Raw genomic sequence first — 14,301 nt, 5'->3', positions numbered from 1 at the left:
GGCCCGTCAATCCACCGAGATATTCTTCTGGCGGATCACCACGCCCCAGTTCTCGTATTCGCGGTGCGCGTAATCGAAGAAGTCGTTCGACGAACTGCCCATCGGCTCCATGCCCTGCAACTTGAGCTGCTTGACCACGTCGGGTGACTTCAACGCGGCCTGGATCGCGCCGCTGAGCTTGTCGACCACCGCCTTGGGCGTGCGCGCCGGCGCCACCACGCCTTGCCAGGCGGTGGCCTCCAGCGGCGGGCCGCCGGCCTCGCCGAAGGTCGGCACATCCGGCAACTGTTCCGAACGCTCCAGCGCCGGCACCGCGATGGCGCGCAGCTTGCCCGCCTGGATCAAGGGCCGCGCCGCGGCCAGGTCGGCCATCATCAGCGGCACCACGCCCGCCGCCACGTCCTGCAGCGCCGGCGGCGTGCCCTTGTAGGGAATCGCGGTGGCCTTGCCGCCGAACTGCGACAGGAACAGCTCCATCGCCAGATGGTGCGGGCTGCCCACGCCGAGCGAGGCGTAGCTGGCCTTCTTGTCGTCGGACAGGTACGCCATCACTTCCGGCATGTTCTTCAGGTCGGAGGCCGGCGAAGCCACCAGCACGATCGGCAACGCCACCAGCGTCGAGACCGGCTTCAGGTCCTTCCACGGGTCATACGGCAGCTGCTTGTAGAGCCACGGGTTGAGCGACAGCGTGCTCATGCCGGCGGTCATCAGCGTGTAGCCGTCGGGTGCGGCGCGCGCGGTTTCCTGGGCGGCGACGATGGTGGCGGCGCCCGGGCGGTTCTCCACCACCACGGGCTGGCCCAGCGCCTGGCTCACGTGCTTGGCCACGATGCGGGTGGCCAGGTCGCTGCCGCCGCCGGCGCTGAACGGCACCAGCCAGCGGATGGGATGCTCGGGGAATTCGCCGGCCAGCGCGGGCGCGGCCTGCGCGGCGAGCGCCGCCACGGCCACGGTTCCCAGCGCGCGGCGGATGAAGCCTCTTCTGGACATGGGGTTGTCTCCTGGTATTTTGAATTTAATTAACATATTAACTATATTTTCGGCACCCGGCGAGCAGGACCGCGGAGACGATCATGGACGCGGCATCGGGACGGCGCGGCATCAGCCGCGGGCCGCGGCCAGCCAGCGCAGGCCGGCCGAGGTGCCGGCGGCCGGACAGTACTCGCAGCCGATCCAGCCGTTGTAGTCCAGCTCGCGCAGCACCGAGAAGACCCAGCCGTAGTCCAGTTCGCCGCGGTCGGGCTCCTGCCGCAGCGGCACGCCGGCGATCTGCAGGTGTCCGACCCGCCCGGTGGGCAGGTACTGGCGCAGCTTGGCGGTGACATCGCCCTCGACGATCTGGCAGTGGTACAGGTCCATCTGCACTTTCAGGTTGGGCGCATTGACCGCCTGCACCACCTGGTGCGCCTCGTCCTGACGGTTCAGGAAGTAGCCCGGGATATCGCGGGTGTTGATGGGTTCGATCAGCAGCGTCACGCCGGCGGAACGCGCCTGGCGCGCGGCCCAGTCGAGGTTCTCGCGGTAGCAGTCCAGCATCTGTGCGCGCGTGACGCCCTCGGGCGCCAGGCCCGCCATCACGTGGATCTGCGCGCAGGCCAGCACCGTGGCGTAGCCCAGCGCCTGCTCGATGCCGGCGCGGAATTCGTCCTGGCGATCCGGCAGCGCGGCCAGCCCGCGCTCGCCGCGCGAGGCCACGCCCGGCGGCGCGTTGAACAGGACTTGCGACACCCCGGCGGCATCCATGCGCTCACGCACGAACGCGGCCGGCGCCTCGTAGGGAAACATGCATTCCACGCCCGCGAAGCCGTCGGCCGCGGCGGCCGCGTAGCGGTCCAGGAACGCGTGTTCCGTGTACATCATCGAGAGATTGGCGGCGAACTTCAGCATGGCGGACTCCGGGGCGGGCGGCATGCCTGGAAATTAGCATATCCGCCCGTCGCGTCCGCCGCGCCGCGATCCCTCAATACGTCATGCGCACGCCCAGCATCACGCTGCGGCCCGGCAGCGGCGCCACCGACGAGATGAACGAAGCGTGGTTGTAGGCCAGCTTGTTCAGCAGGTTGGTGCCGCGCAGGTAGACCTCGTAGCCCGTCGCGCCGTAGCGGCCGCGATACGCCACCACGGCGTTGACCAGGTTGTAGCCCGGCGTGCTGCTCTCATACGCGGCGATGTCCTTCTGCGAGAACACGCGCGCGTACTCGACGCCGCCCGACCACTGCTGCCATTTCACGTTGCCGCGCAAACCCGCGCGCGCCGCCGGAATGCGCGGCAGGTTGCCATCGCCGCCGGTCAGCTTGCCGCGCACGTAGTCGCCGAACACCGCCGCCGAGAACACCGGCGTGAACTGGTGGCGCAGCTCGCCTTCCACGCCCGTGAACTCGGCGTCGCGCTGCGTGTACTCGATCAGGCGGAAGTCCTCGTAGCGGTCCAGCGTGTCGGCGTAGATGTAGTTCTTGACCTTGTTGTGGAACACGCTGGCCGAGAACGTCGTGTCGCCCGAATGCTTGCGCAGGGTCAGGTCGATGTTGCGCGAGGTCTCGCGGCCCAGGCCGGTATTGCCCAGTTCGTAGGTGTTGGTGGCCAGGTGCACGCCGTCGGCGTACAGCTCCTGCGCGGTCGGCAGGCGTTGCGAGCGCGACAGCGACAGGGCCACGGAGTACTGCGGCGCGAAGTCCCAGATGGCCGCGGCCGACAGCGAGGTGCCCGACAGGCTGCTGCGCGGCGCGCCGCCGGCGGGCGCGATGCGCTGCCAGTCCTGGCGCGCGCCAAGCTCGAAGCGCCAGTCGTTCAGCTGGTATTCCTCCAGCACGAACAGGCCGTTGGAACGGGTGCGGCTGCGCGGCAGGAAGGCTTCCTCGCCGTCGGCGCGGAAGTCGCTGTAGGCGTTCTGCAGGCCGATCACGCCGCGCCAGCCTGCAATCGGCTTGTGCTGCAGCTCGACACGCAGGTCGTAGCCCTTGTTCTTGAAGCGGGTGCCGACCTGGCCGCCCTCGATCTCCTCGTGCTGGTAGTCGGTCAGGCCGCCGCGCACGCGGATCTTCTCGAAACCCGCGAACGGATCCTGGTACTCGGCGCGCAGGTCCAGGCGGTCGCTGCGCAGCTTCACGTAGGGCACGCCGCCATGCGCGTGGTCATGGTCGTGATCTTCGTGATCGCCGTCGCCATGGTCGTGGTCGTGGCCGCCGCAGTGCAGGTGGGTGCCATGCGGATGGCAACCCTCGTATTCGTGATTGTGGCCGGGCAGGCCGTACTTGCTTTCCAGGTGCGTGAACGCCAGGCCCACGTAGCCGCGCGGCGTGATCCACGACAGGCCGACCGAGCCCTGCGTCGATTCGCTGTAGGAGCCGGCCAGCTTGCCATCGGGCCAGTCGGGCACGTCGTAGTCGCTGGTGCGCCGCTTCATGCCCTCGACCCGCACCGCGAACTGGCCTTCGCCGGCGGTGATGCCGATCGCGCCGGCGCGTTCCTTGGTGCCGGTGGCGCCGCGCAATTCGCCTTCCATCTCGACGCCCTTCTCCGGCACGGCGGTGGGAATCTTCTTGTCCACCACGTTCACCACGCCGCCGATCGCGCCGCCGCCATACAGCAGCGTGGCCGGGCCGCGCAGCACTTCGATGCGTTCGGCCAGCAGGGGCTCGACCGTCACCGCGTGGTCCGGCGAAATGCCGGAGGCGTCCATCACGTCGGAGCCGTCGGACAACACCTTGACGCGGGGCGCGGTCTGGCCGCGGATCACCGGCCGGCTGGCGCCGCCGCCGAAGGTATCGCTGTTCACGCCCGGCAGGCTCTTCAGGGTTTCGCCCAGCGTGCCGGCGCGCCGCTCGACCAGTTCATCGCCTTCCAGCACGGAGGCCGGCAGCATGGTGCTGTTCAGGTCCAGGCCCAGCGGATTGGCGGACACGGTGATCGGCGCCAGCGTGCGCGACCGCGACGTGTCGGCCTCGGTCTCGGCCTGCGCCACCGGCGCGGCCAGCATCAGCGAGCAGACCAGCGGCTTGAGCGCCCGCGCCCGGCCCGATCGCCGCGGCGCGTCCCCGCGCCGGCCCTGGATTCCCTGCGTCTTGCCTTTCATTTTTGCCCTCACAAATGTTATATCATTACAAATAACTGAAGGATGATATAACATTTCGATGACAAAGCAAGCCGATCCCTGGGGATCGGCCTTGATGCCTCAGTCCGCCGCGGCCTCCAGCCCCAGCAAGGCCTGCAGCACCGCCACGCGGCTCTGTCCCAGCACCGCGCCATGCCAGTCCGGCGCGTCGCAATAGAACGCATCCAGCGTGGCCTGCAGGATCTGGTCGCGCAATGCCGCCGGCGCGTCGGGATGCGCGCGCAGCCAGTTGCGGCCGCGCAGCGCGTCCACCACCCGTTCCGTCGGCTGCGTGCCGTACTCCAGCGCCATCAACGTCGGCTCCGAATCAGGGCAGGCCTGGTAGGCCAGCCCGGCCAGATGGCCGGTAATGTCCACCGACGCCGAGGTGCCCTGGTACGGGACGGCGATATCGGCGCCCCACCAGCGGCAGGCGCGCGCCACTTCGGCATCGTCGCGTCGTCCCGCGTAGATCTTCTCGCCATGCCCGCGCGGCCCCAGGCCGGTATGCACGTCGATCCAGCCGATGCGGGCAAAGCCGGCGGCATGTTCCTGGAGAATGCGGCGCAGGTTCAGCAGCGACGCGGCCGGGCGGTCGCCGCCATAGAACAGGCCGTCGGCGTGCGTGTACTGGCCGCGCGTCACGGCCTGCTTGAAGGCCGGCAGGCCATGCTCGCCGATATAGGCGGCGATCTGTTCCCGGTTGGCGTCCGACGGCGGCCATTGCGCCGGCAGCAGCAAAGCATGGATCTGTCCATAGCCGGGGTTGGCCGGCAGCGGCTGGCCGTCGAACGGCTGCGCGTTGCGGTTCAAGTCGACATTGCCTTCGTCGGTGCGCGCGATCCACGAGAACCCATGCGGGTTCACCGCATGCACCAGCAGCAACGCCACGCCCGCCTGGCGCGCGCGTTCCAGCATCTCGGCGTCATCCAGCAACGCCAGCTGGCAGCCCGAGCCACAGAAGCCTTCCACGCCGTGGGTGGCGGACGTCATGATCAGCAGCCGCGTGGCGCCGGCATCGCCGATCAGGGCGACGTCGGTGGCCAGGTCCTCGCCCTCGCGCCCCCTGGGCGCAATGGGATAGGACGCGAACCGCGTGGCCAGCGGCCGGGCGGCGGCGGTGAAGCGCTCGCGCGCCAGGGCATAGCTGCGGGAAAAGTAAGGGCTAGCGGATTGCATCAGGCCTCCTGGTTGTCGATATCGTCGCCGGTGCGGTCGCGTATCCAGAACAGCACCACCGTGGAAAGCGCCACCGCCACCATCAGGTACCAGGCGGGCGCCATGGGATTGCCGGTCACGTGCAGCAGCCAGGTCACGAAGAACTGGGCGAAGCCGCCGAAGACGGAAATCCCCAGACCGTACACCACCGACATGCCCGTGGTGCGCACGGCCTTCGGAAACAGTTCGGGCAGCATGGTGATGCCCGGCGCGGATTGCAGCGCCAGCAGTATCGACAGCAGCCCCACCACCAGCATCAGCCGCGTGCTGCTGGGCGCGGCCACCAGCCACTGGAAGCACGGCAGCAGCACCGCCACCGTCGTCACCCGCGACCAGAAGATCACGCGCTTGCGCCCCACCCGGTCGGCCAGCATGCCGACCAGCGGCGCGAACAGGAAGCCGACCGCGCCCACCACCACGCTGGCCGACAGCGTCGAGGTCGCCGGCAAGCCCAATTCACGATGCGCATAAGACGGCATGTAGAAGCCGATGATCTGCGCGCACACCATGCCGCCGATCATCAGCAGGATGCCCTTGGCGATCTCGGCCTTGTGCTCGGCGAAGACGCGGCGCAGCGGCTGGTGGCCGGCGGCGCGCGGCCGGCCACCAGCCGGCTCGTCGACATGCAGCGTCTCTTCGAGATTGCGGCGGATGTAGGCGCCCACCGGCACCGTCAGGATGCCGATCACGAACGGCACGCGCCAGCCCCAGGCCTGCATCTGCTCGGCGGTCAGCGCGGCGGTCAGCGTGCCCACCACCACGGCGCCCAGCGCCACCCCGAGCGACTGGCTGCCGAATTGCCAGCTGGAATAAAAGCCGCGCCGCGACGGCGGCGCATGCTCGACCAGCAGCGTGGTCGACGCGCCCACCTCGCCGCCGGCGGCGAAGCCCTGGATCAGCCGCGCCAGCACCATCATCACCGGCCCCAGCAGCCCCATCTGCGCATGCGTGGGCGCGGCGGCGATCAACGCACAGCCCAGGCCCATCAGCCACAGGGTCAGCGTCATGGCGGCGCGGCGGCCGTGGCGGTCGGCGTAGGAGCCGATCAGCATGCCGCCCACCGGCCGCATCAGGAAGCCGACGCCGAAGGTGGCCGTGGTCAGCAGCAGCTGCCCGTAGCTGGACGCCGCCGGAAAGAACAGCGGCCCGATGACCAGCATCAGGAAGGTGAATACGGTGAAGTCGAAGAACTCGAGCGCGTTGCCGATGGTGGTGCCGGCGATGACCCGCCGGCGCATGGAAGGCGTATGCAGACTGCGCGCGCCGGCGCCGGCCGCGATGGCGATAGACATTTTTTCCCCTTGATGTCCGATCTGTATGCCGGCCCGTGTTTCCGGAAGCCGTGCCTAGTGAATATACGGATGGCAGGCGAAACGCAAAAGACAGTATTTTTGCTGCAGCGATGACTTTTGCTTATATCCCGCCGTGCCCGCTCCGATGAACCTGCGCCAGTTGCGCGCCTTCGTGCTGATCGCCGAACACGGCAGCATCCGCGCCGCTGCCCGCGCCCTGTGCGTGACCCAGCCGGCGGCCACGCGCAGCCTGCGCGAACTTGAACAGAGCCTGGGCGCGGAATTGGTGCGGCGCAGCGCCAAGGGCGTCGAACTGACGCCCTACGGCCAGGCGCTGCACAAGCGCGCGGTGCTGATCCTGCAGGAAGCGCGGCGGGCGCAGGAAGACATCGACCAGATGCGCGATGGCGAAGGCGGCACGCTCAACCTGGCCGTCAGCTCGTCGGCGCTGCCGGTGCTGCCGGCCGCGCTGGCCGCCTTCCGCGCCCGCATGCCGCGCGTGGCGGTGGCCTTCCATGAAGTCGCGCCGCCCTACAGCCACGAGCAGCTCGAGACCGGCCGCTACGACCTGGTGGTGCAGACCGAATACGACGGCGACATCTACGACGGCTTCGCGCGCACCACGCTGTTCACCCTGCCGCTGGCGGTCGGCGCCCGCGCCGATCACCCCTTGCGCCACGCCACCGACCTGGCCGAGCTGCGCGACCTGCTGTGGCTGATGCCGGGCAACACGCAGACGCCCACCAACCTGCTGCGCCTGGCCTATGCCGAACGCGGCCTGCAACCGCCCACCGACGTGATTCCGTGCCAATCCATCGCCATCGCCCTGGCGATACTGGCCGAGAGCGACGCGGTGGGATTCTTCGTGCGCAACGGCTTTCACCGCATGCTGGCGCCGTCGTCCCTGTGCATGCTGCCGCTGGCGCACCCGCTGCCGGCGGCGCGCGTGTCGATCCTGACGCGGGCCGATTCGCCGCCGACGCCGGCCGCGCAGTTTTTCATCGACTGCCTGAACCGCGCCCGCGCGGCGGCGTGAGCGGGCGGGTTATCATGAGCCCCCCGTCCCAGAGCCACGTCCCGCCCGCCTTGCGCGGTCCCATGCCATGGCGTTTCCCCGACTCCACTCGCCCCCCACGCTGACCGATACGGTGGCCAAGCAGCTGCTCGCCGAGATCGACGCGGGACGCGTGCTGCCCGGTGAAAAACTGCCCACCGAAACCCGCCTGGCCGAACAGTTCGGCGTCAGCCGCACCGTCATCCGCGAAGCGGTGTCGCGGCTGCGCCAGGACGGCATCGTCGAGGCGCGCCAGGGCAGCGGCGTGTTCGTCACCGGCCACGGCGGCCAGCGCGCGCTGCGCATCGACGCGGCGGAGTTGGCGTCACTGGACGCGGTGCTGCACATCGTCGACCTGCGGCGCGCGCTGGAAACCGAAATCGCGGCGCAGGCCGCGGCCCGGCGCAGCAAGCGCGACATGGCGGCCATCGACGAGGCGCTGGCCGCCATTGCCGCCGCGGTCGAGCGCGGCGGCGACGGCGTCAAGGAAGACGTGGCGTTCCACCGCTGCATCGCGCAGGCCACCGGCAACCCCTACTTCCTCGCCACCCTGGCGTTCGTCAGCCAATACCTGGAAGCCGCCACGCGCGTCACACGCGGCAACGAGGCGCGCCACGCCGACCAGATGCGCGCGGTGCTGCAGGAACACGGCGCCATCGCCGACGCCATCCGCCGCCAGGACGTGGACGCGGCGCGCGAAGCGGCCCGCATCCACATGGTCAACGCCGCCGGCCGCCTACGCCGGGCGCACCGCTGAGGCAAAACGTCAATCCGCCGGGTTGGCTCGCGGCGTCAACGCGCGCCGTCAGGCGTCCTGGCCGAAGGCCCGCGTGAAGAAATCCACGCCACCGAAATTGCCGGACTTCAAGGCGATGCTCAGGCGCGTCCCCACCGCCTGCGCCTGGCCGGCGCACCACGGCACGCCGGGATCGATCTGCTCGCCGATGGCCAGTTGCGTCAGGCCCAGCGCCTGCACCACCGCGCCCGAGGTCTCGCCGCCAGCCACGATCAACTGCCGCACGCCGAGCCGCGCCAGCCCCGCCGCGATCCGCGCGATCGTGTCCTCGACCAGCGCGCCGGCGCGCGCCGCGCCCAGGCTGGCCTGCGCCGCCTGCACGGCGTCGGGGCGGGCCGTCGAATAGATCAGCACCGGATCGTCGGGCAGGCGCGGCGCGGCCCAGGCCAGCGCATCCGCCGCCACGTCGTCACCCGCGGCGATGCGCAGCGGATCGAGCGCCAGCGCTGGCCCGCCCGCCGCGATGAACGCGGCGACCTGGCCCTGGGTCGCGATCGAGCAACTGCCCGCCACCACCGCCTGCGCCCCCGGCTCGCGCGGCAGGCCGGCGGCCGCGCCCGGCGCCAGGCCCCAATTGCCGGGCAGGCCGATCGCCACGCCCGAGCCCGCCGTCACCAGCGGCATGCCCTTGAGCGCCGGCCCCAGCGCCAGCAGGTCTTCATTGGAGATGGCGTCGACGATGGCGATCTCCACGCCCTCCCGTCGCAAGGCATCGATGCGGCCGCGAATCGCCTCGGCACCACGCGCCACCACCGCGTAGTCGATCAGGCCCACCTTGCGGCGGGTCTGCGCCGACAGCACCCGCACCAGGTTGGCGTCGGTCATCGGCGTCAAGGGATGCTGCTGCATGCCCGACTCGTTCAACAGCACGTCGCCGGCGAACAGGTAGCCCTTGAACACCGTGCGCTTGTTGTCGGGAAAGGCCGGCGTGGCGATGGTGAAATCGCTGCCCAGCGCCGTCATCAGCGCATCGGCGACCGGGCCGATATTGCCGGCGGGCGTGCTGTCGAAGGTCGAGCAATACTTGAAATAGATCTGCTCGGCGCCCTGCGCCCGCAGCCATTCGAGCGCGGCCAGCGACTGCGCCACCGCGTCGGCGGCCGGCAGGGTGCGGGTCTTCAGCGCCACCACGACCGCGTCGGCGGGCGTCTCCAGCGCGCCGGCCGGCACGCCGATGGCCTGCACCGTGCGCATGCCGGCGCGCACCAGGTTGTTGGCCAGATCGGTGGCGCCGGTGAAATCGTCGGCGATGCAGCCCAGCTTGATCGTCATGCGGACTCCGGCAAGGTGATTCCGGGAAAGATCTTGATGACCGCGCTGTCGTCCTCGCGCCCGTGCCCGGCGGCCGAGGCCTGCATGAACATCTGGTGCGCGGTGGACGCCAGCGGCAGCGGAAACTTGCTGTGGCGCGCGGTGTCCAGCACCAGCCCCAGGTCCTTGACGAAGATGTCCACCGCCGACAACGGCGTGTAATCGCCCGCCAGCACGTGCGCCATGCGGTTCTCGAACATCCAGCTGTTCCCCGCGCTATGGGTGATGACCTCGTACAGCGCGTCGGCATCAACCCCTTCGCGCAGCCCCAGCGCCATGGCCTCGGCGGCGGCGGCGATGTGCACGCCGGCCAGCAGCTGGTTGATGATCTTGACCTTGCTGCCCGCGCCGGCGCGATCGCCCAGGCGGTAGACCTTGCCCGCCATCGCATCCAGCAGCGGGCCGCATGCCGCGTAGGCGGCCGGCGAGCCGGCGGTCATCATGGTCATCTCGCCCGCCGCGGCCTTGGCCGCGCCGCCCGAGATCGGCGCATCCAGGTACAGCACGCCCAGGGCCGCCAGGCGCGCCTCCAGCGCGCTCGACCAGGACGGATCCACCGTCGAGCACATCACGAACACGCTGTCGCGCCGCAAGGCCACCGCCAAACCGCCGTCGCCGAACAGCACGCTCTCGGTCTGCTGCGCGTTCACCACCACGCTGACCACCACATCGCAGGCCGCGGCCACTGCCGCCAACGTGTCGCAGGCCACGCCGCCCTGCTCGGCGAACGCCGCCGCCACGCCCGGCCGGATATCGTAGGCATGCACCCGATGGCCGGCGCGCCGCAGGCTCTGCGCGATGCCCGCGCCCATGGCGCCCAGGCCGATCACGCCGACATCGCGCGCGGCTTGCTCCTGATGGTTCATACCGTTCCCCGCAAGTCGTCGCCGATGTAGGCGCGGATGATCTCGGCGAAATCGCTGTCGCCTTCCAGGCCCAGTTGCGTGGCCCGCGCCGTGTCCCAGCGCCCCGGCCAGCTGCCGACAATGGCCTGCACCCGCGGATCGGCCTGCCAGCTGATGCGGTCGGCGACCGCATCGCCCGCGATCTCGCGCAATGCTTGCGCCATGTCGGCGGCCGTCACCGACACGCCCGGCAGATTGATCGGCCGGCGATCCGCCACCGCCGCCGCATCCAGCTCGCAGCCGGCGATCAGCGCCTGCACCGCGCGCCGCGGCGACAACAGCCACAGGCGCGTGTCCGCGGTCACCGGGCAGGCCGCCGGTTCACCATTGAGCGGCTCGCGGATGATGCCGCTGGCGAACGACGAGGCCGCCGCGTTGGGCCGGCCCGGCCGCACGCTGATGGTCGGCAACCGCAGCGCGCGGCCATCGACGAAGCCGCGCCGCGTGTAGTCGGCCAGCAGCAGCTCGGCGATCGCCTTCTGCGTGCCATAGGAAGACTGCGGATTGAGCGCGGTGTCGTCGCGCACGGTTTCCGGCAGCGCGCCGCCATAGACCGCGACCGAACTGGTGAACACCACGCGCGGCCGGTGGCCACGCTGGCGGCAGGCCTCCAGCAGCGCCCGCGACGCATCCAGGTTGATGCGCATGCCCAGGTCGAAATCGGCCTCGGCCTGGCCGCTGACGATCGCGGCCAGGTGGAACACCGCCGCCGTATCGGCGCCGATCAACGCCTCCAGGACCGCCGGGTCCGCGATGTCGCCCTGGATCGAGCGCACGCGGGTGTCGTTGATGGCGTCGGTGCGGGTGACGTCGAGCAGGTCGATCTGCGTGATCGGTTCGCGCGCGCCGCCCAGCGTCAGCCGCCCCTGCTCCAGCAGTTTGCGCGCCAGGCGCTGGCCGAGGAAGCCCGCGCCGCCGGTGATCAGTATCTTCATCGCTCGCCTCCCGCGAGATAGGGGCGGGCCCACGCCAGGCCCGCCGACGTTGCGCCCTTGGGCCGGTATTCGCAGCCGACCCAGCCCGTGTAGTCCAGGGTGTCGATCAGCGCCAGCAGGTAGGGATAATTCAGTTCGCCCAGGTCCGGCTCGTGCCGGTCCGGCACGCCGGCGATCTGGATGTGGCCGATGCCCGCCATGTCGCGCCGCAGTTTCACCGCCAGGTCGCCCTCCACGATCTGGCAGTGGTAGCAATCGAATTGCACGTGCAGGTTATCGGCGCCGACCTCGGCGCGGATGGCCTGCGCCTCGTCCTGGCGGGTCAGGAAGAAGCCGGGCATGTCGCGCGGGTTGATCGGCTCGATCACGATGGTCACGCCGGCCGAGGCCGCGGCGCGCGCCGCGGCTTCCAGGTTGCGCAGATAGACCTCGCGGTGGACGGCGCGGTCGCTCCCCGGCGCCACCAGGCCCGCCATCACGTGCAGCCTGCGGTTGCCCAGCGCCGCCGCATACTCCAGCGCCACATCCAGCCCGCGGCGAAACTCGTCCTCGCGTCCGGGCAGCGCGGCGATGCCGCGCTCGCCCGCCGCCCAATCACCGGGCGGCGCATTGAACAGGGCCTGCGACAGGCCATGCGCCTGCAGCCGCGCCTTGATCTCGGCGGCGGCGAATTCGTAGGGAAACAGGAACTCCACCCCCTGGAAGCCATCGCGCGCCGCGGCGCCGAACCGGTCCAGGAAAGCGTGCTCCGCATACATCATGCTCAGGTTCGCGGCCAGGCGCGGCATCTCGTCGTCTCCATGTATTCGCGGCCCGCGCCGACGCGGACCGCCGGCGCGCGGGGCGCCATCCGTGTCAGTAGCGCGCGCCGAAAGTCGCGCGCAGTTCCTCGATGGCGTCCTCGGACAGCGGCGCGGGGCGCGGATCGGACATCAGCCACAGCCGCGCGGTCTCTTCCAGTTCCTCCAGCGCATAGGAGGCGTGTGACACCGAGCGTTCCCACACCACGGGCCCAAGGCGCTCGAACAGCGCCCCGCGCACCTGCGCGGCCAGCGCCGCCACCTGCGCCGCCGCCGCCGGATCGCCGGGCCGGCGATAGGGAATCAGCGGAACGCGGCCCACCTTCATCACCTGGTACGGCGTGATCGGCGGCAGCACCTCGTCCTGGCGCCACACGCCCGCCAGCGTCAGGGCGACCAGATGGGTCGAATGGGTATGCACCACGCCGCGCGCGGCGGGGTCGGCCTGATAGATGCCCTGGTGCAGCGCCAGGGTCTTGGACGGCTTGGCGCCCGAGACCCAGTTGCCGGCCAGGTCGACCTTGGCCAGCTCGGCCGGGTCCAGGCGGCCCAGGCAGGCATCGGTGGGCGTGATCAGCCAGCCGTCGTCCAGGCGGGCGCTGATGTTGCCGGCCGCGCCGACGGTATAGCCCCGCTGGTAGAGGCTGGCGCCGACCGTGCAGATTTCCTCGCGGACGCGGGTTTCCGGGGTCATCGCGCGCCCTTCCGGGGGGATGCGTGGACGGCGCGAAGCGGATGCGGCATGCGGGACTCCATGGGCATATTCATATGGTCATCATACAAATTTTGCCGAAAATCCCGGTAGCGGGATTACCCGGAATGACCCGCCGGATTCAGACCGTGTAGCGGTAGTCGCAGTTGACGGTGGCCTTGAGCGGCTGATTCGCGCCCGGTCCGCCCGGACGCGGCCCGGTGAGCTTGGCCTGGAAGGTGCCCACCACGGCGCCGGTGCCGTCCTTCTTGACCGCCACGCTGGCCGGCAAGGCATACAGCGTCAACGGCCAGACCTCGTCCGGCGCCACCAGGGTGAAGACGCCCAGCGGGAAATCCGACACGACATAGGCGGGATCCCGGTCCGCGTCGAATCCCAACGTAGCGCCGACGTACGTCAGCGTCAGCTTGAGCTCTTCGGACGACGGCGACGGAATGACGCCACGCAGCGCCACCTTGCCGCTCTCCGACACGCAGGACAGTTCGGCGGGCGCGGAGCCCGCGTGCGCGGCGCCCGCCAGCAGCAGGCAGGACAGGAACCAGGGGGCATGCAGCTTCATGGGTCGGGCTTCCTCGCGGCGGCCGGGGGGGATCCGCGGCCAGGGACGATCATCGAGCCGACATATTAGCGGCCAACGGCCGGCGCGCGGCAGGCAATGCCAGCGTTCGCATACAAGTCGTAATATGCGCCGACGCCGATCGGGCTAGGATGCCGGCATCGATCCGTCCGTTTCCCGGAGTCCCCATGCGCGCCTTCCGATCCCTCGCCTGCGCCGCCCTGCTGCTGGCCGCCACCGCTTCCCACGCCGAGACCGTGGCCCTGCGCGCGCAAAGCGCCACGGCCGGCATCGAACCGCAGACCCAGATGCGCTTCGTCGACGTGGTGCTGCACCCCGAGAGCCGCCAGGTGCTGGCCGACTTCACCCGCAATCGTGTCGGCAAGCGCGTGCAGTTGCGTTCGAACGGCGTGCTGCTGTCATCGGCCACGCTGCAAAGCCCGCTCGAAGGCGACAGCTTCCGCATCGTCGCCGGCGAACACGGCTTTGCCGGCAAGTCGGCCGAAGACATCGCCAAGGGCATCATGTCCGGCGGCGGCCTCACCGTGGACGACGAGAGCGGCGCGCCGAGCGATGCCGGCACCCGCCCCACCCGGCGCACGCCCGGATCGGAATCCGGCGGCTGACACCGC

Annotated in this window: 14 protein-coding genes; 3 read left to right on the top strand and 11 right to left on the bottom strand. The window is 70.1% G+C overall.

The genetic code is table 11. The annotated features are described in order from the left end of the window. Positions 1 to 6: 6 nt before the first annotated feature. The 5 genes from AC1HFW_RS23345 to AC1HFW_RS23325 form a co-directional block, all read right to left on the bottom strand. Positions 7 to 990, bottom strand: coding sequence for a Bug family tripartite tricarboxylate transporter substrate binding protein (locus AC1HFW_RS23345; RefSeq protein WP_479285325.1), 984 nt, complete (start codon positions 988 to 990; stop codon positions 7 to 9). A 111-nt stretch (positions 991 to 1,101) separates the two neighbouring features. Then, positions 1,102 to 1,887: a 2-oxo-tetronate isomerase gene (gene otnI, locus AC1HFW_RS23340; RefSeq protein ID WP_479285324.1), complete on the bottom strand. Its 786-nt coding sequence runs from the start codon at positions 1,885 to 1,887 to the stop codon at positions 1,102 to 1,104. A 73-nt stretch (positions 1,888 to 1,960) separates the two neighbouring features. Then, entirely contained in the window at positions 1,961 to 3,976 is a 2,016-nt protein-coding gene (locus AC1HFW_RS23335; protein ID WP_479286542.1) for a TonB-dependent receptor domain-containing protein, read from the bottom strand. 195 nt (positions 3,977 to 4,171) lie between these two features. After that, on the bottom strand, positions 4,172 to 5,269 hold the full coding sequence (locus AC1HFW_RS23330) for a M14 family metallopeptidase (protein WP_479285323.1): 1,098 nt from the start codon (positions 5,267 to 5,269) through the stop codon (positions 4,172 to 4,174). After that, positions 5,269 to 6,600: an MFS transporter gene (locus AC1HFW_RS23325; protein ID WP_116521742.1), complete on the bottom strand. Its 1,332-nt coding sequence runs from the start codon at positions 6,598 to 6,600 to the stop codon at positions 5,269 to 5,271. The genes AC1HFW_RS23330 and AC1HFW_RS23325 overlap by 1 nt, the downstream gene beginning before the upstream one ends. Positions 6,601 to 6,733: 133 nt before the next feature. Between AC1HFW_RS23325 and AC1HFW_RS23320 the strand changes: the two genes are divergently transcribed. Together AC1HFW_RS23320 and AC1HFW_RS23315 are read left to right on the top strand one after the other, a co-directional pair. Next, positions 6,734 to 7,636 (top strand): LysR substrate-binding domain-containing protein, encoded by a 903-nt coding sequence (locus AC1HFW_RS23320; RefSeq protein WP_225856534.1) that lies wholly within the window; start codon positions 6,734 to 6,736, stop codon positions 7,634 to 7,636. Between the two features lie 67 nt (positions 7,637 to 7,703). Further along, on the top strand, positions 7,704 to 8,411 hold the full coding sequence (locus AC1HFW_RS23315) for a FadR/GntR family transcriptional regulator (protein ID WP_035359639.1): 708 nt from the start codon (positions 7,704 to 7,706) through the stop codon (positions 8,409 to 8,411). A gap of 48 nt (positions 8,412 to 8,459) precedes the next feature. On the opposite strand, the gene otnK is transcribed toward AC1HFW_RS23315, so the two are convergent. From otnK to AC1HFW_RS23285, 6 genes are all read right to left on the bottom strand, one after another. Beyond that, the gene (gene otnK / locus AC1HFW_RS23310) at positions 8,460 to 9,722 is read right to left on the bottom strand and encodes a 3-oxo-tetronate kinase (RefSeq protein WP_479285322.1); all 1,263 of its coding nucleotides are present in this window, start codon (positions 9,720 to 9,722) and stop codon (positions 8,460 to 8,462) included. Then, positions 9,719 to 10,627, bottom strand: coding sequence for an L-threonate dehydrogenase (ltnD, locus tag AC1HFW_RS23305; RefSeq protein ID WP_479285321.1), 909 nt, complete (start codon positions 10,625 to 10,627; stop codon positions 9,719 to 9,721). The genes otnK and ltnD overlap by 4 nt, the downstream gene beginning before the upstream one ends. After that, positions 10,624 to 11,601, bottom strand: a complete 978-nt coding sequence (gene denD, locus AC1HFW_RS23300; RefSeq protein ID WP_479285320.1) for a D-erythronate dehydrogenase — start codon at positions 11,599 to 11,601, stop codon at positions 10,624 to 10,626. The genes ltnD and denD overlap by 4 nt, the downstream gene beginning before the upstream one ends. After that, on the bottom strand, positions 11,598 to 12,389 hold the full coding sequence (otnI, locus tag AC1HFW_RS23295) for a 2-oxo-tetronate isomerase (RefSeq protein ID WP_479285319.1): 792 nt from the start codon (positions 12,387 to 12,389) through the stop codon (positions 11,598 to 11,600). Before otnI (AC1HFW_RS23295) ends, denD begins: the two co-directional genes overlap by 4 nt. Positions 12,390 to 12,456: 67 nt before the next feature. Beyond that, on the bottom strand, positions 12,457 to 13,095 hold the full coding sequence (gene otnC / locus AC1HFW_RS23290; protein WP_479285318.1) for a 3-oxo-tetronate 4-phosphate decarboxylase: 639 nt from the start codon (positions 13,093 to 13,095) through the stop codon (positions 12,457 to 12,459). 139 nt (positions 13,096 to 13,234) lie between these two features. Beyond that, positions 13,235 to 13,672, bottom strand: coding sequence for a hypothetical protein (locus tag AC1HFW_RS23285; RefSeq protein WP_006391720.1), 438 nt, complete (start codon positions 13,670 to 13,672; stop codon positions 13,235 to 13,237). A gap of 185 nt (positions 13,673 to 13,857) precedes the next feature. Between AC1HFW_RS23285 and AC1HFW_RS23280 the strand changes: the two genes are divergently transcribed. Further along, positions 13,858 to 14,295, top strand: a complete 438-nt coding sequence (locus AC1HFW_RS23280; RefSeq protein WP_479285317.1) for a SecDF P1 head subdomain-containing protein — start codon at positions 13,858 to 13,860, stop codon at positions 14,293 to 14,295. Positions 14,296 to 14,301 lie beyond the last annotated feature (6 nt).

It is taken from the genome of Achromobacter sp. ISS7, from assembly GCF_056523125.1.
Note: the sequence above shows the minus strand (reverse complement) of the source record. Positions and strands in the feature narration are given on the sequence as shown.